Source organism: Streptomyces sp. NPDC000134, from assembly GCF_042899225.1.
GTDB lineage: Bacteria > Actinomycetota > Actinomycetes > Streptomycetales > Streptomycetaceae > Streptomyces.
The window spans coordinates 73,011-93,908 of record NZ_JBIAZN010000026.1 but is presented as its reverse complement, the minus strand read 5'-3'; the positions used below and the strand labels follow the sequence as shown (position 1 = coordinate 93,908).

At 74.5% G+C, this 20,898-nt stretch carries 16 protein-coding genes; 12 read left to right on the top strand and 4 right to left on the bottom strand.

What is annotated here, in order from left to right:
- The first annotated feature begins 9 nt into the window (after positions 1-9).
- Genes ACFY32_RS30495 through ACFY32_RS30470 form a run of 6 tightly spaced genes read left to right on the top strand, consistent with a single transcriptional unit; the run spans position 10 to position 10,089 of the window.
- Positions 10-5,763: a condensation domain-containing protein gene (locus ACFY32_RS30495; protein ID WP_390675974.1), complete on the top strand. Its 5,754-nt coding sequence runs from the start codon at positions 10-12 to the stop codon at positions 5,761-5,763.
- The gene (locus ACFY32_RS30490; RefSeq protein WP_359201250.1) at positions 5,760-6,749 is read left to right on the top strand and encodes a 3-oxoacyl-ACP synthase; all 990 of its coding nucleotides are present in this window, start codon (positions 5,760-5,762) and stop codon (positions 6,747-6,749) included. The genes ACFY32_RS30495 and ACFY32_RS30490 overlap by 4 nt, the downstream gene beginning before the upstream one ends.
- A 38-nt stretch (positions 6,750-6,787) precedes the next feature.
- Positions 6,788-7,066: a phosphopantetheine-binding protein gene (locus tag ACFY32_RS30485; RefSeq protein WP_359201248.1), complete on the top strand. Its 279-nt coding sequence runs from the start codon at positions 6,788-6,790 to the stop codon at positions 7,064-7,066.
- Positions 7,059-8,180, top strand: coding sequence for an acyl-CoA dehydrogenase family protein (locus ACFY32_RS30480; protein WP_359201246.1), 1,122 nt, complete (start codon positions 7,059-7,061; stop codon positions 8,178-8,180). Before ACFY32_RS30485 ends, ACFY32_RS30480 begins: the two co-directional genes overlap by 8 nt.
- An 8-nt stretch (positions 8,181-8,188) precedes the next feature.
- On the top strand, positions 8,189-9,229 hold the full coding sequence (locus ACFY32_RS30475; protein ID WP_359201244.1) for an HAD-IIIC family phosphatase: 1,041 nt from the start codon (positions 8,189-8,191) through the stop codon (positions 9,227-9,229).
- Entirely contained in the window at positions 9,226-10,089 is an 864-nt protein-coding gene (locus ACFY32_RS30470; RefSeq protein WP_359201242.1) for a 3-hydroxyacyl-CoA dehydrogenase family protein, read from the top strand. The genes ACFY32_RS30475 and ACFY32_RS30470 overlap by 4 nt, the downstream gene beginning before the upstream one ends.
- Positions 10,090-10,106: 17 nt before the next feature.
- On the opposite strand, the gene ACFY32_RS30465 is transcribed toward ACFY32_RS30470, so the two are convergent.
- From ACFY32_RS30465 to ACFY32_RS30450, 4 genes are all read right to left on the bottom strand, one after another.
- Entirely contained in the window at positions 10,107-10,751 is a 645-nt protein-coding gene (locus ACFY32_RS30465; protein ID WP_359201240.1) for a dihydrofolate reductase family protein, read from the bottom strand.
- Between the two features lie 111 nt (positions 10,752-10,862).
- On the bottom strand, positions 10,863-11,885 hold the full coding sequence (locus tag ACFY32_RS30460) for a TolB-like translocation protein (RefSeq protein ID WP_359201238.1): 1,023 nt from the start codon (positions 11,883-11,885) through the stop codon (positions 10,863-10,865).
- A 32-nt stretch (positions 11,886-11,917) separates the two neighbouring features.
- Positions 11,918-13,192, bottom strand: a complete 1,275-nt coding sequence (locus ACFY32_RS30455; protein WP_359201236.1) for an MFS transporter — start codon at positions 13,190-13,192, stop codon at positions 11,918-11,920.
- A 26-nt stretch (positions 13,193-13,218) separates the two neighbouring features.
- Entirely contained in the window at positions 13,219-14,067 is an 849-nt protein-coding gene (locus ACFY32_RS30450) for a glycosyltransferase (RefSeq protein WP_359201234.1), read from the bottom strand.
- 342 nt (positions 14,068-14,409) lie between these two features.
- Between ACFY32_RS30450 and ACFY32_RS30445 the strand changes: the two genes are divergently transcribed.
- From ACFY32_RS30445 to ACFY32_RS30420, 6 genes are read left to right on the top strand one after another with little or no spacing between them, the layout of a single operon-like run.
- Complete coding sequence (locus ACFY32_RS30445) at positions 14,410-15,849, top strand: exopolysaccharide biosynthesis polyprenyl glycosylphosphotransferase (RefSeq protein WP_390675973.1); 1,440 nt, start codon at positions 14,410-14,412, stop codon at positions 15,847-15,849.
- Between the two features lie 23 nt (positions 15,850-15,872).
- Positions 15,873-16,922: a Gfo/Idh/MocA family oxidoreductase gene (locus tag ACFY32_RS30440; protein WP_359201230.1), complete on the top strand. Its 1,050-nt coding sequence runs from the start codon at positions 15,873-15,875 to the stop codon at positions 16,920-16,922.
- Positions 16,923-16,972: 50 nt separating this feature from the next.
- Positions 16,973-17,947 (top strand): NAD-dependent epimerase/dehydratase family protein, encoded by a 975-nt coding sequence (locus ACFY32_RS30435; RefSeq protein WP_359201228.1) that lies wholly within the window; start codon positions 16,973-16,975, stop codon positions 17,945-17,947.
- On the top strand, positions 17,944-19,086 hold the full coding sequence (locus ACFY32_RS30430) for a DegT/DnrJ/EryC1/StrS family aminotransferase (protein ID WP_359201226.1): 1,143 nt from the start codon (positions 17,944-17,946) through the stop codon (positions 19,084-19,086). Before ACFY32_RS30435 ends, ACFY32_RS30430 begins: the two co-directional genes overlap by 4 nt.
- A complete protein-coding gene (locus ACFY32_RS30425; RefSeq protein WP_359201224.1) occupies positions 19,083-19,781 on the top strand; it encodes a NeuD/PglB/VioB family sugar acetyltransferase in 699 nt (232 codons plus the stop codon). Before ACFY32_RS30430 ends, ACFY32_RS30425 begins: the two co-directional genes overlap by 4 nt.
- The gene (locus ACFY32_RS30420) at positions 19,778-20,896 is read left to right on the top strand and encodes a DegT/DnrJ/EryC1/StrS family aminotransferase (RefSeq protein ID WP_359201222.1); all 1,119 of its coding nucleotides are present in this window, start codon (positions 19,778-19,780) and stop codon (positions 20,894-20,896) included. Before ACFY32_RS30425 ends, ACFY32_RS30420 begins: the two co-directional genes overlap by 4 nt.
- The last annotated feature ends 2 nt before the right edge of the window (positions 20,897-20,898 follow it).

The window sequence follows — 20,898 nt, the reverse complement described above, 5'->3', positions numbered from 1 at the left end:
AAGAGAGAGATGAGGAAGGACGACGTAGCGATCATCGGGGCCGCGGGGGTGTTTCCGGGAGCCGACGATGCCGAGGCGCTGCACGCCCGGTTGCGGGCGGGGCGGGAGTCCGTCGGCGAGCCGGGTGAGGCGCGGGTGCGCTCGGGCGCCGACGATCCCGGGGCTCGCTATCTGACCATGGGCTACCTGGACCGTATCGACCTGTTCGACCACGAGCTCTTCGGCATGTCGCTGCGCGAGGCCGAGCAGTTGGACCCGCACCAGCGGCTGCTGCTGCACCTCACCCACCAGGCGATCGAGTCCGCCGGCTACGCGCCCGCGGGGCTGCGGGGGACGTCCGCGGCGGTGCTGCTGGCCGCGGTCGACCCGGGGGCGTTCCTGGAGGGGGAGCGGGACGTGGAGGCGATGCTCGGCACCTCGCCGGCCGCGCTCGCCGCGCGGATCAGCTACCTGTTCGACCTCCGGGGGCCCGCCCTCGTGCTGGACACCGCGTGCAGCAGCGGACTGTCCGCGCTCGGTGTCGCCGTGGGCAAGCTGCGGGCCGGGGAGGTGCCGCTCGCGGTCGTCGGGGGTGTCAACGTCTTCCCCCGGCTGATCCGGCGCTCCGACTGGCTCCCGTTGCAGGGGCTGGAGTCGGTCGACGGGCACTGCCGCCCGTTCGACGCCGACGCCCAGGGCCTGGTCGCCGGGGAGGGCGGCGGTGTCGTCCTGATGAAGCTGCTCTCCGACGCGGTCGCCGACGGTGACAACGTCCTCGCCGTCGTCAAGGGCGTCGCGGTCAACCACAACGGATTCCGGGCCGCGAGCATGGCCGCCCCGAGCCCGCTCGGCCAGGCGAGCGCGATGACCGAAGCCTGGCGGGACGGGGAGGTGCCGGCGGACACCATCGGCTACATCGAATGCCACGGCTCGGGCACACCGCTCGGCGACGTCGTGGAAGTGGAGGCGCTGCGCAAGGCGTTCGCCGACTCGGGCGTGACGGAGCGGAGCTGCGCGATCGGCTCGGTCAAGGGGAACATCGGGCACCTCGGGAACGCGGCGGGGTTCGCCGGCCTGTTCAAGGTCATGTCGGCGTTCCGGCACGGCGTCCACTACCCGGCGGCCAACTTCGCCTCGCCGAACCCGCTCATCGACTTCAGCGGTCCGGTGTACGTCAACACCGCCTCCCGGCCCTGGCCGCGATCCGACGGCCACCCGCGCCGGGCGGGCCTGAGCAGTTGGGGACTGACCGGCACGAACGCGCACGCCGTACTGGAGCAGGCGCCGCCCGCCGTCCGGCGGCCGGACGAGGAGCCGGCCGCCGAGCTGGTCACCGTGTCCGCGAGGTCGCCCGCGGCGCTGGCTCGTTACCGGGACCGGCTGGCCGGCTTCGCGGAGCGCACCGACCAGCCGCTGCGGGCGGTCGCGCACGTCCTGAACCGGGGCCGCGACGACCACCCGTACCGGCTGGCGGTGACCGCGGCGAGCACCGGCGAGCTGGCCGCGCACCTGCGGGCGGCGGCCGTCCCGGACCGGCCGGCGGGCGACGCGCCGCGAGCGGTCCTGCTGCTGTCCGGGGACGCACTCCTCGACGATGCCGCCTGGTCGAGGCTGTGCGCCGGCCTCCCCCTGCCGGCGCGGTGCGCGGAACTCGACGCCGCCGCACAGCAACCGGCGGCCCGGCTCGTCGTACGGCAGTACGCGCTGTGCCGGGTCGCGGAGGCACTGGGACTGACGGACCTCACCCTGATCGGGTCCGGGGCGGGCAACCTGGCCGTCCGCGCGGCCCGCGGCAGGCTCCCGCTCGCCGACGCGGTGGCCGAGGCGGTCCGCGAGGAGCGTTCCCCGGCCCCCGACCGGGAGCGGCTGAGGCAGGTGGTGGCCGGGTTCGTACGCGACGGGGCAGTCCTCGTGGAACCGGCCGCCGGGGGCGTCCTCGCGCGGGAGATCCGCTCGCTGGCCCCGGAGTCACCGGTGGTCGACCTGGCCGCGGACGGCTCCCGGGCCGGCGTACTGGAACGGCTCGGCCGCCTGTACGCGCTCGGCGTCCAGGTCGACTGGGACCGCCACTACGGGGACGCCGCGCCGCCGCGGATCGAGGCGCCGACCTATCCGTTCGAACCCACCCCGTGCCGGCTCCCCGCCGCAGTCGCCCCGGCACGGTCCGGTGACGCGCCCGCGCCGACCGGGGGACCCGCGGCGCTGCCCGCCCTCGCGGAGACCGAGAGGCGCCTCGCCGCGATATGGGCGGAACTCCTCGAACAGCCGGACGTCGGCCCCGACTCCGACTACTTCCGACTGGGCGGCACCTCCCTGCTGGGCGTCGGCCTGCTCCGCCGCCTCCAGCAGAGCTTCGGGGTCGCGGCCACGTTCGCGGACCTGTACGCCCACCCCACGGTCCGGGAACTGGCCGCGCGACTGCACGCCGCCGCCGGGGAACGCGTCACCGCGCCGGGCGGCGCGGCGGCCGGGCCGATCACCCCGGTCGAGCGCGGCGGCCCGCTGCCGCTGTCGCCCGGCCAGGAGGCCCTCTGGCACCTGGAGCAGGTCAACCCGGCCGGCCCGCTCTACAACGTGCCCACCCCGATGCACCTCACTGGCCCACTGGACGCGGACGCCCTCCAGGACGCGCTGATCGGCATGACCGAGCGGCACGAGACGCTGCGCAGCCTCTTCCTCACCGGCGACGACGGCACTCCTTACGTGTCTCCCACCGCCCCCGAGCCGCTGATGTCCGTCGTCAATCTCAGCCGGATGCCGCCGGAGCAGCGCGTCCGGCGCGTCCGGACACTCGTCCACGACGAGGTCTCGGCCCCCTTCGACCTCACCAGGCACTCCCCGCTCCGCGCGGTCCTCGTCAAACTGGCCGAAGAGGAACACGTCTTCCTGCTGACCTTCCACCACATCGTCTTCGACGGCGGTTCGCAGGCGGTGTTCGGCCGCGACCTGGCCGAGCTGTACCGGGCCCGCAGCACCGGTACCGAGGCCGAACTGCCCCACCTGCCCGTCCAGTACCAGGACTACGCCGCCTGGCACCGCGCCCTGCTCGACGGGCCGCACCTGGAACGCGGCCTGGAGTACTGGCGGCAGCACCTGAGCGGACTCGACCGGCCGGAACTGCCGCTGGACCGCCCGCGGCCCGAGACCCGGTCGTACGCGGGCGACCAGCTCACCTTCGCCGTCGACGCCGGGGTCGCGGAGCGGATTCGGGAGTACAGCAGGGACCACGGGGTCACGACCTTCGTCACCATGCTCGCCGCGCTGGACACCCTGCTCCACCTCTGGTCGGGCCAGACCGACCTGGTCGTCGGCGTCGCCACCTCCGGCCGGGTCCACGCCGACCTGCAGAACCTCGTCGGCTACTTCAACAACCTCCTGCCGTTCCGCACCGGCATCACCCCGCGGATGTCGTTCGACGAGGTGGTCCGGCGCTGCGCCGACACCGTCGCGGGCGCGCTGGACCACGAGGACGTCCCGCTGAGCAAGGTCATCACCGCGGCGGACGCCCCGCGCCACCTCGGCCGGCACCCGCTCTACGACGTCACGTACACCTACCAGAACGTGCCGCAGTACGAGGACGGCATGGGCGGCGTGACCCGTGCCCGCTACACCGGCACCGACGTCGGCGGCACCGCACCGGGCACGTCGAAGTTCGACCTCACCTTCGCGATCGTCGACGCCGGGAACGGGCCGATGTCGGGCGAGCTGGAGTACGCGACGTCCCTCTTCGACCGGGCCACCGCGCGGCGGCTCGCCGACTGGTTCCCCGCCCTGGTGGCCGCGGTCGCGGCGGGGCCGGAACGGGCGGTCGGCGACCTGGCCCGCCCGGTGGGCATACCGGCGCCCGCCCGCCCGGCCGGCCCACCGGCCCGGCGGACGGCGCCGCCGGCACCGGCCGACGGCGAGCCCTCGCCGCCCGGCGCGCAGGAGGTCCTCGTCCGGCTCTTCCGCGAGCTGATCGGCGTCGACGGGGTGGGCGCCGACGACGACTTCTTCACGCTCGGCGGGGACTCCGTGATGTCCATCCGCATGGCGGCGCGGGCCCGCGAGGAGGGCGTACGGATCACCCAACGGCAGGTGTTCGAGCTGCGGACCCCGGCGGCACTCGCGGCGGCGGCAGCGGGACGCCCCGCCGAACGCCCCGTACGGCGACCCGCGACGGCACCGGACACCGGAGCGAGCGCCGGGTTCGGGACCGAAACCGGGCCCGGCCCCAGGACCACGACCGGGCCCGCCCCCCAGCCCCCGACCGGCGCGGACCGGGAAGCCGCTGCCTCCGACACGATCCCCCTCACCCCCGCCATGCGCGAGGTCGCCGAGCGGACCGGCCTGCCCGGCCGGTTCACGCAGTCCGCGGTCGTGGCCGTACCGGCCGGGCTGGACCACGCCACGCTGACGGCCGCCGTACGGGCGCTCGTCGGCCTCCACGGCATACTGCGCGCCGAGCTGCTGCGCCCCGACCCCGGCGACCCGGCCACGTGGTCGCTCTGGGTACCCGGCGCGGAGCCGGCCGACGGGCGCGGTGGGGCGGGCGCCGAGGTCCGCCGGGTGGACGCGGCGGGACTCGGGGAACGCGAACTGACCGAGGCCGCGCGGCGGGAGAGCCGTACCGCCTCCGGGCAGCTCGACCCCGGCGCCGGGGTCATGGCGCGGTTCGTCTGGCTGGACCGGGGCGCGGCCGAGGACGGCAGGCTGGTCGTCGCCGCGCACCACCTGGTCGTCGACATCCTGTCCTGGCAGGTGCTGCTGCCCGACCTGCGGACGGCGTACGAGGCCCTGGCGGGCGGGAACGCGGCGGAACTGCCGCCGGTGCCCGTCCCGTTCGCCCGGTGGGCGCGGGAGCTGGCGGCGCGGGCCGGCGACCCCTCGTGGCAGACGGAGCTTCCGGTGTGGGAGCGGGTCCTCGCCCCGGTCGCGGCACCGCTCGGCGGACGGCCCCTCGACCCGGAGCGCGACACCGTCGCCGAGGGCCGACGCGCCTCTGTCCGGGTGCCGCCGTCGGTCACCGCCGAGCTGCTGACCGCGGCCCCCGCCGTCTACTACACCGGCACCGCCGACCTCGTACTGGCCGCCCTGGCCGCGGCCGTCGCCGAGTGGTCCGCGACCGGCGGCGGCGACGCGCGGGCGGTCGTCGTCGACATCGAGAGCCACGGCCGGGAACCCCTGACCGACGACATGGACCTGTCGCGGACGGTCGGCTGGTTCACCAGCGTGTACCCGGTACGGCTGGAGCCCGGCCCGCTGGACTTCACCGAGGTGCGCTCCGGCGGACCGGCCGCCGGGCGGCTCGTCAAACGGATCAAGGAGCAGCTCGGCGCCGTCCCCGGCAACGGCCTGGGGTACGGCCTGCTGCGCCACGTCACCCCGGGCGCCGACGGCCCCCTGGCCGCGCTGCCCGGCGCGTCGATCGGGTTCAACTACGTCGGCCGGCTCGGCCAGGGCCCCGCCCCCTCCCCGGCCCAGCCGGTCCCCGGTCACTGGCGGCAGGTGGACGGCGGCGGCGACCTGGCGGAGTCGACCCCCTTCGGCCACGCCCTGGAGGCGGACGCGGTGGCGCAGGGCACTCCGGACGGGGCGGCGCTCGAACTGTCCCTGCGGGGCTCGCGCCATCTGATCGGCGAACACGCGATGCGCGAGCTGTGCGAGAGCTGGGCCGCGCTGCTCACCGGTCTGGCCGCCCACGCGCGCCGGCCGGACGCGGGCGGTCACGTGCCCTCCGACTTCCCGCTGGTCTCGCTCAGCCAGGCCCAGATCGACCAGTTGGAGAGGGAGTTGCGCGAATGACCGTAGCCCTGCACACCATGACCACCCACCTGCCCGGCCGGGTGGCCCTGACGGACCTGCCGGAGCTGGGCGAGCAGTCCGAGGCGGAACGCACGGCGTGCCTGTCCCTCGGCATCGAGCAGGTGGCCGCCGCCGACGACCTGTCCGCCGTCGACCTCGCCGCCCGAGCCGGCCGCCGGGCGCTCGCCGACGCCGGGCTGAGCCCGGACCGGCTGGACGGCCTGATCATGATCGAGCCGCGGGCCCCGGGGACGTTCTCCAGCTCCGAGGCGACCCGGGTCCAGGCGGCCCTCGGCGCCGACCGGGCGTGGGCGTTCTCGGTCGGTGGGCTGGGCTGCGCGTCGGTGGTGCCCGCCGTGCTCGCCGCCTCCGGGCTGCTCGCCGCCCGCCCCGACACCGCCCGGGTCCTCGTCGTGCACGGCAGCAAGCCGGTGACGCGCCGCCGCTACCGGCATCCGGTGACCGTCAACGGCGACAGCGGGCAGGCGTTCCTGGTCGCCCGCGACGGGCCGCTGCGGGTCCGGGACGTGCTGCTGGAGACCAGCGGCGCGTACTGGGACCTGTTCCAGGTCGACTACCGCGGCCGGAGCGAGGACGAGTGGCGCGAGGAGTGCACCGACCTGCCGGCCTACGGCTTCCGGCTGGCGGTGGAGTCCAGGAAGCGGATCGCGGCCCTGACCCGGCGGCTGCTCGAACGCAACGGCGTGGACCGCGCCGACATCTCCTGTTACGTCGGCCAGAACCTGTCGCTGGCCGCGCTGCGGGTCATCGGCGAGTCGCTGGACGTGAAACTCTCCGGCGCCTGCGCCGACAACCTGCGCGTCAACGGACACCTGGGCCCCAACGACGCGCTGCTGAACCTGGAGACCGCCCTGGCCCGGGGCGAGTTGCCCGAGGGCGGGCTGGCCGTCGTCCTCAATCTCAGCCCCGCCGCGGCCTGGAGCGCGATGCTCGTCGAGCACGGCGGCCGAGCAGTGCACTTGTAGCGGCCCGACCTACGCAGACTCCGACGAATGGGAGTGTCATGTCCTCGCCGCAGACCATGACCGACGAGATCACCGGCAAGATCCTCGCCTTCCTCTCCGCCGCGACGGGCGGACGGAAGCTCACCCCGGACCAGGACTACATCGCCGAGGGCCTGATCGACTCACTGCTCGCCCTCGAACTGGTCACCCGGGTGGAGACGCTGTTCGGCATCGAGGTCGAGGTGGACGACCTCGACCTCGACAACTTCCGTACCGCGTCCCGCGTCGCGGCGTTCGTCAGCCGCAAACGCGGCGCGCCGGAGCCGGCCGATGGCTGACCTGATGGACGTCACCGGCTTCGCCGACGCGGTGCGCGCCGACGCCGACGCCTGGGACCACGCCGGCGCGGTCCCCGCCGAGGTCGTCCGGGCGATGGCCGCCGGCGGGCTGCTGGGCGCCGACCTTCCCGCGCGGTACGGCGGCGGCGGCCTCGGCGCGCGGGAACTGGGCGAGATCTGCGCCGTGCTCGGCGGTGTGTGCAGCGCGCTGCGCGGGCTCGTCACCGTCCAGGGCATGGTGGCGGCCGCGCTGCTGCGCTGGGGCACCGACGAGCAGCGGGCGTACTGGCTTCCCGCGCTGGCCGCCGGCGACCGGCTGGCGGGCTTCGCGGCCACCGAGGAGGGCGCGGGCAGCGACCTCGCGGCGCTGAGCACCGCGGTGGTACGGCACGGCTCCCGCCTGGGGGTGACCGGGCGCAAGAGATGGGTGACCTTCGGGCGGCTGGCCGACGTGTTCCTCGTCGTCGGCCGGCTCGACGGCCGGCCGGCCGCCCTGCTCGTCGAGGCCGACCGGCCCGGGATCACCGTGGAGCCGGTCGCCGAACCCTTCGGCATGCGCGCCGCGCACCTGGCGCACATCGCCTTCGACGACGTACGGGTGCCGGAGGCCGCGCTCGTCGCCCCGCCCGGGTTCGGCCTGTCCCACGTCGCCGCGACCGCCGTCGACCACGGACGGCACACCGTCGCGTGGGGATGCGCCGGGCTCGCCGCCGCCTGCCTGGCGTACGCGGCCGAACACACCGCACACCGCGCCCAGGCCGGCGTGCGGCTCGCGGACTACGAGGCGGTGCGGGCCGTGCTCGGCCGGGCCCGGGTCGCGACCGCGAGCGCGAGGCTGCACTGCGCCCACGCCGCCGATCTGCGCGACCGGAACTCGCCCGCGGCGGCCGCGGAGACGGTCGTCGCCAAGTACGCCGCCGCCGGTGCCGCCGCCGCCGTCAGCCAGGACGCGTTCCAACTGCACGGCGCCGCGGCCTGCGGGCCGGGCAGCGCGGTCGGCCGGCTGTTCCGGGACGCGCGGATCATGCAGATCATCGAGGGCTCCCGGGAGGCGGCCGAGGTCCAGATCGGGGACCTCGCGCTGCGTCGGGGCGGCCCTGCGGAGACGTCCTGAGGAGGGACATGACGACGATCAAGTGCCTGGTGTGGGACCTCGACGACACCGTCTGGGACGGGGTCGTCGTCGAGGGCGACGCGGCCCGGCCCCGGCCGGCCGCGGTGACGGCGATCCGGACGCTGGACCGCAGGGGCGTCCTGCAGGCCGTGGCCAGCCGGGGCGACCACGGCACCGCGCACGACCACCTGAGCGCCCACGGCCTCGCCGACTACTTCTGTGCCCTGGAGATCGGCTGGGGCGCGAAGTCCCAGGCGGTCCGGCGCATCGCGGAAGCCCTCAACATCGGCCTGGACACCGTCGCCTTCATCGACAACGACCCCCTCGAACGGGCCGAGGTCGCCGCCGCGCTCCCCGAGGTGCGCTGCTACCCGGCGAGCCGGGCCGGCGAACTGGCCGCCCTGCCGGAGTTCCGCCCGGACGTGATCACCCCCGAGGCCGGAATGCGCCGCCGCATGTACCAGGCGGAGCGCCGGCGGGTCGCCGCCGAGGAGGAGTTCGCCGGAACGCCCGAGGAGTTCCTGACCGGCCTCGGTCTCGTCCTGAACCTGCGCAGGGCCACCGAGGACGACATAGCCCGAGCCCACGAACTGACCGTCCGCACCCACCAGCTCAACACCACCGGCATCACCTACGACGAGCGGGAGCTGCGGGAGCTGACCCGCTCGCCCGACCACGAGGTGCTGGTCGCCGGCCTGACGGACCGCTTCGGGCACTACGGCACGATCGGCCTGTCCGTCACCGAGTTCACCGGCAGTCGCGCCGTACTCCACCTGCTGCTGATGTCCTGCCGGGTGATGTCCCGCCGGGTCGGTTCGGTGCTGCTCGACCACGTGATGCGCGGTGCCCTGGAGCGCGGTCTGCGGCCCTGTGCCTGGTTCGTCCCCACCGACGTCAACCGGATCATGCTGGTCACCCTGCGCTTCGCGGGCTTCAGGCCCGCCGAGGAACACGACGGCCGGCTGCTGCTGGACTACGACCCCGGCCGCCCCCTTCCCCCACCGCCCGGACACGTCCGGATCGTCACCGACGCGGGAGCACCCTCATGACCGAGACCACCGGCAGCAAACCCCCGGTAGGCATTGTCGGCGCCGGGCAGATGGGCGTGGGAGTCGCCCTCTGCTTCGCCCGCGCGGGCCACCCCGTGACGGTGACCGACCCGTCCGCCGAGGCCCGCGCCACGGCACCGGCACGGTTGCGCCGCGGCCTGCTGCACGCCGCCCTGGCCGGGGGCGAGCGGCCCGACGTGGCGGGGACCGCCGCCCGCGTCGTGTGGACCGGCGACCCGGCCGCACTGGGCGAAGCCGTCTTCGTCGTGGAGTGCGCCGTCGAGCGCCGGCCCGTGAAGGAGGAGGTCTTCCGGGCCCTGGACGCGATCTGTCCCCCGGACACCGTGCTGGCGTCGTGCACCTCGGCGATCCCCATCGCCGCGCTGGCCGCCGTGACCTCCCGCCCCGACCGGGTGCTGGGCACCCACTTCATGAACCCGGCCGCCGTCAGGCCCGCCGTGGAGGTGGTGCGGGCGGCCACGACCGGCGAGGAGACCCTGCGCCGGACCCTCGGTCTGCTCACCGCCATCGGCAAGTCCCCGATCGTCGTCTCCGACGCGCCCGGCTTCGTCACCAACCGGGTCCTCATGCTCACCATCAACGAGGCGGCCACCGTGGTCCACGAGGGCACCGCCACCCCCGAGGTCGTCGACCAGGTCTTCCGGGAGTGCTTCGGCCATCCCACCGGCCCGCTGGCCACCGCGGACCTCATCGGCCTGGACACCGTCCTCGACACCCTCCACGTACTGCACGCCCACACCTCGGACCCCCGCTTCCTCCCCAGCCCGCTGCTCGTGAAACTGGTCGAGGAGGGCCGAACCGGCCGCAAGCGCTCGGCCGGTTTCCACACCTACCCGTGACGGGAGGGGCCCTCCCGTCACCTGCGCCAGAACAGGTGGTGCGTCACGCCGCTCGGGCTGGGCACCACCTCCAGGTGGTACCGGTCGAGCAGTTCCTCCGGGGACCGCCAGAGCCGCAGCCCGGAGCCCAGCTCGACCGGTACCACCGCCACGTGCAGGGTGTCGACGAGGCCGGCGTCGAGGAACTGCCGGACCGTGCCGACCCCGCCGCCGAGCCGGACGTCCTGGCCCCGGGCCGCCTCCCGCGCCCGTTCCAGGACCGTGACCGGGGCACCGGCGACGAAGTGGAAGGTGGTGTCGGCGAGCGTGAACGACGGACGCGGGTGATGCGTCATGACGAACACCGGGGTGCGGAACGGGGGCTCCTCGCCCCACCAGCCGCGCCACTGGTGGTCCCGCCAGGGCCCGCGCTGCGGCCCGAACTTGTTGCGGCCCATGATCTCGGCGCCGATGCCGCGGGCGAAGTCCCGGGTGAAGTAGTCGTCGAGGCCCCGGCTGCCCCCGGAGTCGGTACGCATCGGCCAGCTCGCGGTGGCCCCGGCCCAGGAGAACAGCCGCTCGGCCCGGTCGAGACCGAACGGCCGCTCCAGGCTCTGGTGCTCGCCGGCGCCGATGCCGTCGCTCGACACGTTGAAGTTCATGACCCTCAGCAGTTGACCCATGTCGTCCCTCGCCGGTTCCTGTCGTATCGTCGCGGGGCCGGGCGCCCCGCACCATGACGTCGAACGGGACCGGGCCGGATCGACAACGACCCGTCCTCCGGCGGAAAAATCTCACAGCGGGGCCGGTGAGGACGCCCCGGCGAGCAGCCGTCGTGGGCTGCCCGTGCCGTCCGCCGGCACGCTCCACAGGTCACTGCCGCCGACCTCGCCCTCGGTGGGCAGGGCGTAGGCGACGGTGCCGTCGTCCAGCCAGGCGGCCTGGTCGTCGACGCTGCGGCGCTCGGCGAGAGGGGTCTCGCGCAGGGTGCGCAGATCGAGGACGTACTCGCGCCACAGGTCGGTCCGGGACAGCACCCGCTTCTTGAAGGCGACCCGGGTGCCGTCCGGGGAGAGCGAGGGGCACTCCACGTTCTCGGTGAGGGTGGTGACCGAGCGGCCGGAGACCGAACCGCGGACCAGGTAGGTCTTGTCGGCGGTGTTGAGGGTGGCGTAGAAGGTGTCGTCGTCCGCCGCGAAGGTCACGCCCCAGAAGTTGACGTCGGCGGCACGGTACGGCTCGCCGTCCAGGGTGATGGAGAAGTCCTCCAGGCTGGGCACGAGCCGCATGGTGCGGGTGTCGAGGATCGAGGTCCGGGTGGAGAAGAACGTCGAGGAGTAGGACTCGCCGGAGACGAAGACGGTCCAGGCGGCGAAGCGGCCGCTGGGCGAGACCCGGGCCCGGCTGGGCGTCCCCGCGAGCGCGAAGGTGCGCTCGACGCGCAGGCGGGAGTCGAGCAGCAGGGCGCGGTTGCGCTGCTTGAGCACACCGGGGTCGGACTGGAGGCAGACGCCGGTGCCGGCCGCCGCGTAGAAGCGCGCGCACTTCAGGCCGGACGCGGTGCGGGCGCCGTCCGGGTCGGCGGCGGGCACCGTGGCGACGGCCGTGCGGTGGGGGCCGGCGGTGCCGTTGACGAACGCCAGCCGGTCCTGCCCCCCGAGGGACACCGGGCCACCGGTCACGGCCGGGTCGCCCGACCGCGGCCGGTCGGCGCGGTCCGCGCGGTCGGCGGCGCGCAGCACCATGCCGGTCGCCGCGCCCGCGAGCACCAGGACCGCCGCGACGAGGACGAACAGGCGGCGGCGTAGCGATGTCATCTCGGTCCTCGCTGCTGGTCGGGTGGTGGTGGTCATCGGGCCGGGCGGGCGGGGCGCAGCACCAGGCCGGCCACGGCCGCGCAGCACAGCAGGCCGATCGCGGAGGCGGCCAGCGCGGGGCCGTCCCCCCACACCGTCCAGGCCGCGCCGAAGCCCAGCGAGCAGCCGAACCGGGCCAGTGCCTGGCCGGTGCCGACGATCGCGAGGCCGCTGGCCCGCAGGTGCTCGGGCACGATCCCGGCCAGCGCGGCCGGGAGCACCCCGTCGGTGGCGGCGTAGAAGACGCCGTGCAGGGCGAGGACGAGCGGGACGAGCACAGGGGTGGCCGGGGCCCACAGCAGCAGGGCGTAGGCGGTGAGCAGGCCCAGGTGTCCGGCGAGGAACACGACGTGCCGGCCGATCCGGTCGGCCAGCGCGCCCAGTGGCACGGCCAGCAGCAGGAACACCACGGCGGTGCCCAGCGGCAGCAGCGGGAACCACTCCTCGCCGATGCCCGCCCGGCGCTGCAGCAGCAGATACACGAACGCGTCGCTGACCGTGGTCAGCCCCAGCAGCGCGGCACAGCAGGCGATCGCCCGCAGGCGGGGCAGCTTCAGCAGCGCCACCGCCTCCCGCAGTCGCACGGGCGGCCGGGCACCGGCCGGACCGGTCCCGTCCCCGGCCGGCTCCGGCGGCCGGGGACGACCGGGCACGAACAGCACGAGGACGAGCACGCCGAGCGTGGCGACGCAGGCGCTCACGCCGAACACCGCGTCGTAGCCGTCGGCCGCCGCGCCCAGGACGAGGAACGCGGCCAGCGGCCCGAGCATCGCCCCGGTGGTGTCCATCGCCCGGTGCACACCGAAGGCGCGGCCCTGGTGGGCGACCGGCGTGGACAGGGAGATCATCGCGTCGCGGGGGGCGGTGCGCAGGCCCTTGCCGGTCCGCTCCAGCGCCAGGACGGTACCGAGCGCGGCGACGGAACCGGCCAGCATCAGCAGCGGTTTGCACAGCGCGGACAGCCCGTACCCGAGTCCCGCCAGCAGTTTGTGGCCGCGGACGCGGTCGGCGAGATGGCCGCCCATGAGCTGGACGAGCGCGCTGACGCCGTTGTAGACGCCGTCGAGGGCGCCGAACGCCATCGGGCTGAAGCCGAGGGTGGTGACGAGGTAGAGCGGGAGCACGGCGGTGACCATCTCCGAGGAGACGTCGGTGATCAGGCTGACCGTGCCGAGGACCAGCACGACCGGGGCGACCCGGGCCCGCCGGCCGCGTCTTCGGCCCGGTCCGGTGTCCGCCGGCGGGGCGGAGCGGTCGGTGAGGTACATGGACGGAGACTCCCCGTGCGGTCTGCTCAGTTCTGCCGGCTGCTGTCGTCGCGCAGCCAGGTGTCGAAGTCCTGGGCCCGGACGGCCCGCGCGGCCCGGCGGCGGGCGAGCAGCGCCGCCGCGAGGAACACGGCCACGCAGGGCAGCAGCTCCGGCTCCCGGCGGAGCATGGCCCCGAGGTCGGCCGGGCCGGTGCGCGCCGACGCGCCGTCCGGGCCCTGCCGCTGTTCCACCTGGGTGGTGGAGACCGCCGCCCGGACCCGCCGTCTCATCAGGTCCCGCCAGGTGCGCGGCGGCCGGACCACGACCTCGGCCGCGTCGACCACGAGCCGCTCCCGGGGGTCGAACGCCAGGGACGCGGCCAGGTCGTCCGCCATCAGCGGCGGCAGCGCGGCGATCCGGGCGTGGCCCTCCTCGGATACGGCGATGACACCCCGCCCGAACAGGCCCTCGCGGACGGCGGGCAGGCGCTGCCACACCCGGTAGTACGCCCGCACCCGCCAGGCGCAGCCGCCCAGCGGGATGCGGCGCGCGGGGGCGGTGGCGAGGACCCCGCAGGCGTCGTCGGCCAGCGGCCCGGTCAGGGCCCGTACGCCGGCGGACGTGAGCACGACGTCGGCGTCCACGTAGAGCCGGGGGAAGCCGAGGGCGTGCTCGTCGCCCGCGCGCAGGGCGGCGTGCTTGGAGGGGGCGGGGATCTCCACGACCCGGACGCGCGGGCCGTGTCCGGCGGCGATCCGGGCGGTGTCGTCCGTACAGCCGTTGCACACGACCACGATGTCGGTGTCGTCCTCGCCGGAGTCGGCCAGCAGCGCGTCCAGGAGCCGGCCGATCACCCGCGCCTCGTTGTGCGCCGGGATCACAATGCTCGTCACCTCGGCAGTATGCGGTCGGCCGGGCCCCCGCGAGGTGGGTTTCGTCCAACTGTTCCCGCGACTGCGGTCAATAGTCTAGATTGACGTGCGCTGGGCCGGAGTCGGGGAGGGGAACGTGTCGCGCATGGCATGCCATGGCGCGGCCCTCGAAGCCGGCGCGCGAGCAAGGATGTGCCAACTTGCAAGGGCCAGGCGGCGGTTGGGGAACCGCTAAGGCTGTCTCGTATGTCGGTGCCGGGGTGTGGAGGAGACACATCGGTACCGATCCAGCCCTGGCTGCGGACGTGTGACCTACGTTCCGCATGCTCGTGGTCGGGGGGAGCTGCGCGTGTGGTGGGGGCCATGACCATTGAGGTCACGCACGAGCCGGTGGAAGTGGAACACAGACGTCCGGAAGCTCGCCGAAGACCCTGGGAGCGGAAGTACCGGACGGTGCTGCTGGTGGCGGACGGCCTGGTGGCCGTGACCGCGTCCCTGGCGATCCATGGGACCTACGGCCGGTGGACGGTGGCCCTGGTGCTGCCGCCGACATGGATCGTCATGATGTTCGCCCATCGTTCCTACGACAGTTGTGTGCTGGGTCTGGGCACCGAGGAGTACCGGCGGGTGCTGCGCGCCGCCCTGGCGCTGCCGGCCCTGGCCGCCGCCGTGTACTGGCTGTTCACCCACGATCCGGACCTGCTCCACGACACGGCCGTCGCCGCGCTGCCGCTCGCCGCGATGGCCCCGGCGGCCCGTTGGGCGCTGCGCCGCCGGCTGCACCGCCGGTGGGCGCGGGGCCGGGAGCGCAGTTCGGCCCTGCTGGTCGGCCCGGCGCGCGACATCCTGGAACTGGTCGCCGTGCTGCGCCGCGGCGGCGTCCAGGAACTCCAGGTCACCGGGGTGTGCCTGAGCGACCCGGAGAACGCCTCGGAGATCCGCAAGGCGGGACTGCCCGTGCTCGGCGGCATCGGCGACATGAGCGACGTGGTCCGGGCCCTGGGCATCGGCACCGTCGTGGTGTTCCCCGCGCCCGGACTGGACGCCTCGGTGCTGCGCCGGATGTCCTGGACGGCCGCCGCGCAGGGCGTCGACTTCCTGCTGGTGCCCATGCTCGCCGACATCGCCGCGGCCCGGCTGGCGGTCCGGCCCGCTGGCGGCGTACCCCTGGTACGGATCAAGGCGCCCCGGCTCTCGGGAGCCGCCCGGCTGCCCAAGGAACTGCTGGACCGCGCCTGCGCCGCCGTACTCCTGCTGCTGCTGGCACTGCCCATGCTGCTCATCGCCCTCGTGGTCAAGCTGGACAGCTCCGGCTCCGCCTTCTTCCGCCAGCAGCGCGTGGGCCGCTACGGCGATCACTTCACGATGCTCAAGTTCCGCACCATGCGCACCGACGCCGAGGTGCTCCGGGCGGAGCTGGCCCACCTCAACCAGAACAGCGACGGCCTGCTGTTCAAGGTCAAGGCAGACCCGCGTATCACCCGCGTCGGCTCGCTGCTGCGCCGCAGCTCCCTCGACGAACTCCCGCAGTTGCTCAACGTGGTGCGCGGCCACATGTCGCTCGTCGGCCCGCGCCCGCCGCTGCCCGAAGAGGTCGAGGGCTACCCGCCGGACCTCAGGCGCCGGCTGCTCGTCAAACCCGGCCTCACCGGGCTCTGGCAGGTCAGCGGCCGCTCCGACCTGCCCTGGGACGAGGCCGTCCGCCTCGACCTCGGATACGTCGACAACTGGTCGATGGGCCTCGACCTGTCGATCCTGGCGCGCACCGGGTCCGCGGTGGTGCGCGGAACGGGGGCCTACTGATGGACCGAGGAAAGAAGACAGACGTGACACCGCAGCCGTTGGGGGTCGCCGTCGTCGGCGCCGGTTACTGGGGCCCCAACCTGGTGCGCAACTTCCAGGCCAGCGACCGCTTCCGGCTGCGCCACCTGTGCGACCTCGACGTGGCACGGGCGCGGCGCGTGCTCGGCGGCTACTCCACCGTCCAGGCCACCGCGGACTACGCGGCCGTCCTCGCCGACCCCGAGGTCGACGCCGTCGCCGTGGCCACCCCCGCCGGTACCCACCTCGACATCGCCCTGGCCGCCCTGCGCGCCGGCAAGCACGTCCTGGTGGAGAAACCCCTCGCCGCGACCTACGCCGACGGGATGCGCCTGGTCACCGAGGCGGCGGAGCGCGGCCTGACCCTCATGTGCGACCACACCTACTGCTACACCCCCGCCGTGGGCCGCATCCGGGAGGCGGTCCGCTCCGGCGAACTCGGCGAGATCCACTTCGTCGACTCGGTCCGCATCAACCTCGGACTCGTCCAGCGGGACATCGACGTCCTGTGGGACCTCGCCCCGCACGACCTGTCCATCCTGGACTTCATTCTCCCCGACACCGTCGAGCCGGTCGCCGTCGCCGCCCACGGCGCCGACCCGATCGGCGCCGGACACGCCTGCGTCGCCTATCTGACGCTCCGGCTGAACACGGGCGCCATCGCCCACGTGCACGTCAACTGGCTCTCGCCGACCAAGGTCCGCACCACCATGGTGGGCGGCGCCAAACGCACCCTGCTCTGGGACGACCTCAACCCCCTCCAGCGGGTGGCCGTCTACGACCGGGGCGTGGACCTCGCCTCCCCGCAGGAGATCGGCGTCGACGAACGCCGCGACATGCTCGTGTCGTACCGCTCCGGGGACATGGTCGCCCCCGCCCTCGGCGAGAAGGAGGCGCTGCGCTCCATGGTCGAGGAGTTCGCCGACGCCATCCGCGAACGCCGGGCACCGCTGACCGACGGCCGGGCGGGCCTGCGGGTGCTGGACATCCTGGAGGCGGCCTCCCGCAGCCTCCAGTTCCAGGGCGCGGTCGTCGGCCTGCGCGCCGGCCACTGACCGCACATGTCGAGGACAACACCGACAACCCCATCGAGAGGGCACCGCAGTTGAGCACCGTAGAAGGCAAGAAGATCCTGGTCACCGGGGGAGCGGGCACCATCGGCTCCAACCTCGTCGACCTCCTGGCGGCGGGCGGCGCCCGCGAGATCGTGGTGCTGGACAACTTCGTCCGCGGCCGGCGCGCCAACCTCGCCCGAGCCCTGGCCGGCGGTGCCGTGCAGATCGTCGAGGGCGACATCCGGGACACCGACACCGTACGGAAGGTCACCGAGGGCGCCGACCTGGTGTTCCACCTCGCCGCCATCCGCATCACCCAGTGCGCGGAGGAACCCCGGCTCGCCAATGAGGTCCTGGTCGACGGCACCTTCAACGTGCTGGAGGCGGCGGCCGAGGCCGGTGTCGCCAAGGTCGTCGCCTCCTCCTCGGCGTCCGTCTACGGCACGGCCGAGACCTTCCCCACCACCGAACGCCACCACCCGTACAACAACGACACCTTCTACGGCGCGGCCAAGGCGTTCAACGAGGGCATGCTGCGCAGCTTCCACGCCATGTACGGCCTGGACTACGTGGCGCTGCGCTACTTCAACGTGTACGGCCCCCGGATGGACATCCACGGCCTCTACACCGAGGTCCTCATCCGCTGGATGGAACGCATCGAGGCGGGCGAACCGCCGCTGATCCTCGGCGACGGCACCCAGACCATGGACTTCGTCGACGTCCGCGACATCGCCAGGGCCAACGTGCTGGCCGCCGAGTCGGACCTCACCGACGAGGTGTTCAACATCGCCAGCGGCACCGAGACCTCCCTGAAGGAACTGGCCGAAGCGCTGCTGGCGGCCATGGACGCCCGGGGCCTGGAGCCGGAGCACGGCCCGGCCCGCGCGGTCAACGGCGTCACCCGGCGGCTCGCGGACACCTCCCGGGCGGCCGAGCGGCTCGGCTTCACCGCCGAGATCGACCTGCGCACCGGCCTGGAGGACCTGGTCCGGTGGTGGCGCGCGGAGCGGGAGACGGCCCAGTGAGCGCCGCGGACCGCATCCCGGTCATGATCCCCTGGCTCGGCGAGGAGGAGGCACGGGCCGCCTCCGACGCCGTACTGTCCGGATGGGTCGCCCAGGGCCCCAGGGTCGCGGCCTTCGAGCGGGCCTTCGCCGAGCGGGTGGGCGCCGAGCACGCCGTCGCCGTCAGCTCCTGCACCACCGCCCTGCACCTGTCGCTGGTCGTGCTCGGCATCGGGCCCGGCGACGAGGTGGTGGTGCCCTCGCTGTCGTTCATCGCCACCGCCAACGCCGTACGGTACGTGGGCGCCGAACCCGTCTTCGCCGACGTCGACCTCGCCACCGGCAACGTGACCGCGGCGACCGTCGACGCCGTGCGCACCCCCCGCACCAAGGCCGTCCTCGCCGTCCACCAGGGCGGCGTCCCGGCCGATGTGCACGCGCTGCGCGCCGCCTGCGCCGACTGGGAACTGCCCCTGGTGGAGGACGCGGCCTGCGCCATCGGCGCCACCGTCGGCGGCAAGCCCGTCGGCCACGGCGCGCTGCTCGCCGCCTGGTCCTTCCACCCCCGCAAGCTGGTCACCACCGGCGAGGGCGGCATGGTCACCACCGACGACGCCGAACGGGCGGCCCGGCTGCGCAGGCTGCGCGAACACGGCATGAACGCCTCGGCGGCCGAGCGCCACGCCAGTGACAAGCCCGTCCTGGAGAGCTACCTGGAGGTCGGCTTCAACTACCGGATGACCGACATCCAGGCCGCCGTCGGCCTCGTCCAGCTCGGCAGGCTCGACGCGATGATCGCCCGCCGCCGCGAACTCGCCGCCCGCTACGACCGGTTGCTGCGCGACGTCCGGGGCCTCACCCCGGTGCGCGACCCCGCGCACGGGCAGGGCAACTTCCAGTCCTACTGGGTGCTGCTCGACGAGGACTTCCCCGGCGGCCGGGACGGGCTGCTCGGCGCGCTCGCCGACGCCGGTGTCTCCGCCCGGCGCGGCATCATGGCGGCCCACCTCGAACCCGCCTACGCCGACCACCCGGCCGCGCCCCTGCCGGTCACCGAACGCCTCAGCCGCGACTCGCTGATCCTGCCGCTGTTCCACACCATGACCGAGGCCCAGCAGGACCGGGTCGTGGCGGCCCTGGCCGGACCGGCCCGGCGATGACCGAGCTGGTGATCGTCGGCGCCGGCGGATTCGCCCGGGAGACCGCCCAGGCGGCCATCGCCACGGGCGGGTTCACGCTGCTCGGCCACCTCGACGACGACCCCGCCCTGCACGGCACCGAGGTGGACGGCGTACCCGTCCTCGGCGACTGCGGCCTGGTCCACCGGATGCCCGGGGCCCGCGTGGTGATCTGCGTGGGCAACGTCCGCGACTACGCGGCCCGCGCCCGCCTGGTCCGGCGCCTCGGCCTGCCCGAGGAGCGGTACGCCACCGTCGTCCACCCGACGGCGTCCCTCTCCGCCACCTCGGTCGTCGGGCCCGGCTCGGTGCTGCTCGCCCAGTGCGTGCTGACCGCCGCGGTACGCGTCGGCGCGCACGTCGCGGTGATGCCGGGGACCGTGCTCACCCACGACGACGTGGTCGAGGACTTCGCCACCCTCGCCTCCGGGGTCCGCCTGGGCGGCCGCGTCCGGCTCGGGCGGGGCGTCTACGTGGCCTCCGGGGCGCTGGTCAGGGAGGGCACCGCGGTCGGCGACTGGTCGCTGATCGGCATGGGCAGCGGCGTGCTCGCGGACGTACCGCCGGGCGAGGTCTGGGTGGGCAGCCCGGCCCGCAGGCTGCGCGCCGCGCCCGCGCCGGCGCTCGCCGAACTCGACACGCGCACCGCGCACGTACAGGGGGGACCTGTCAGATGAACCGGATACCGCTGGTGGACCTGAAGGCGGCCCACGAGGAGGTCGCCGACGAGGTACGCGCCGGATTCGAACGGGTGCTGGCCCGAACCGCGTTCGTCGGCGGCGAGGAGGTCCGCCTTTTCGAACGCGAGTACGCCGACTTCGGCCGTGTCGCGCACTGCGTGGGCGTCGCCAACGGCACCGACGCGGTGGAACTCGCCCTGCGCGCCGTCGGGGTGGGCCCCGGCGACGAGGTCGTGGTGCCCGCCAACACCTTCATCGCCACGGCCGGCGCGGTGGCCCGCATCGGCGCCCGCCCGGTCCTGGCCGACTGCCTGCCCGACACCCTGCTCCTCGACCCCGAGGCGGCCCTCGCCGCGGTCGGCCCGGCCACCCGCGCGGTCGTCCCCGTCCACCTGTACGGGCAGATGGCCGACGTCACCGCCCTGGCGGACCGGCTGCCCGGACACGTCCGGATCGTCGAGGACGCCGCGCAGTGCCAGGGCGCGGAGCGCGACGGCCGGACCCCGGGCAGCGGCGGCGTCGCGGCGACCAGCTTCTACCCGGGCAAGAACCTCGGCGCCTACGGCGACGCGGGCGCCGTCCTGACCGACGACGAGGAACTGGCCGGCCTGGTGCGCGCCACCGCCAACCACGGCGGCGTCGCCAAGTACCGCCACGACGTCCCCGGTTTCAACAGCCGCCTCGACGGGCTCCAGGCCGTCGTCCTGCGCGCCAAACTGGCCAGGCTGGCGGAGGGCAACGCGGCCCGCCGCGCGGCCGCCGCCCGCTACGACGCGCTGCTCGCCGGCCTCGCCGCGGCCGGCCGGGTCGTCCTGCCGGTCACCGCGCCCGGCAACCTCCACGTCCGGCACCTGTACGTCGTCCAGGTCACCGGCGCCGACCGGGACGCCGTGGTCGGCAAGCTGGCCGCCGAGGGCATCGGCGCCGGGGTGCACTATCCCGACCCGGTCCACCTCACCCCGGCCTACCGGCATCTCGGGTACGCCCGGGGCGACTTCCCGCACGCCGAGCGGGCGGCGGACCGGATGCTGTCCCTGCCGCTCTACCCGCAGATCACCCCCGGCCAGCAGCAGCGTGTGGTGGACGTCCTCGCCCGCGCGCTCGGCCGCTGACC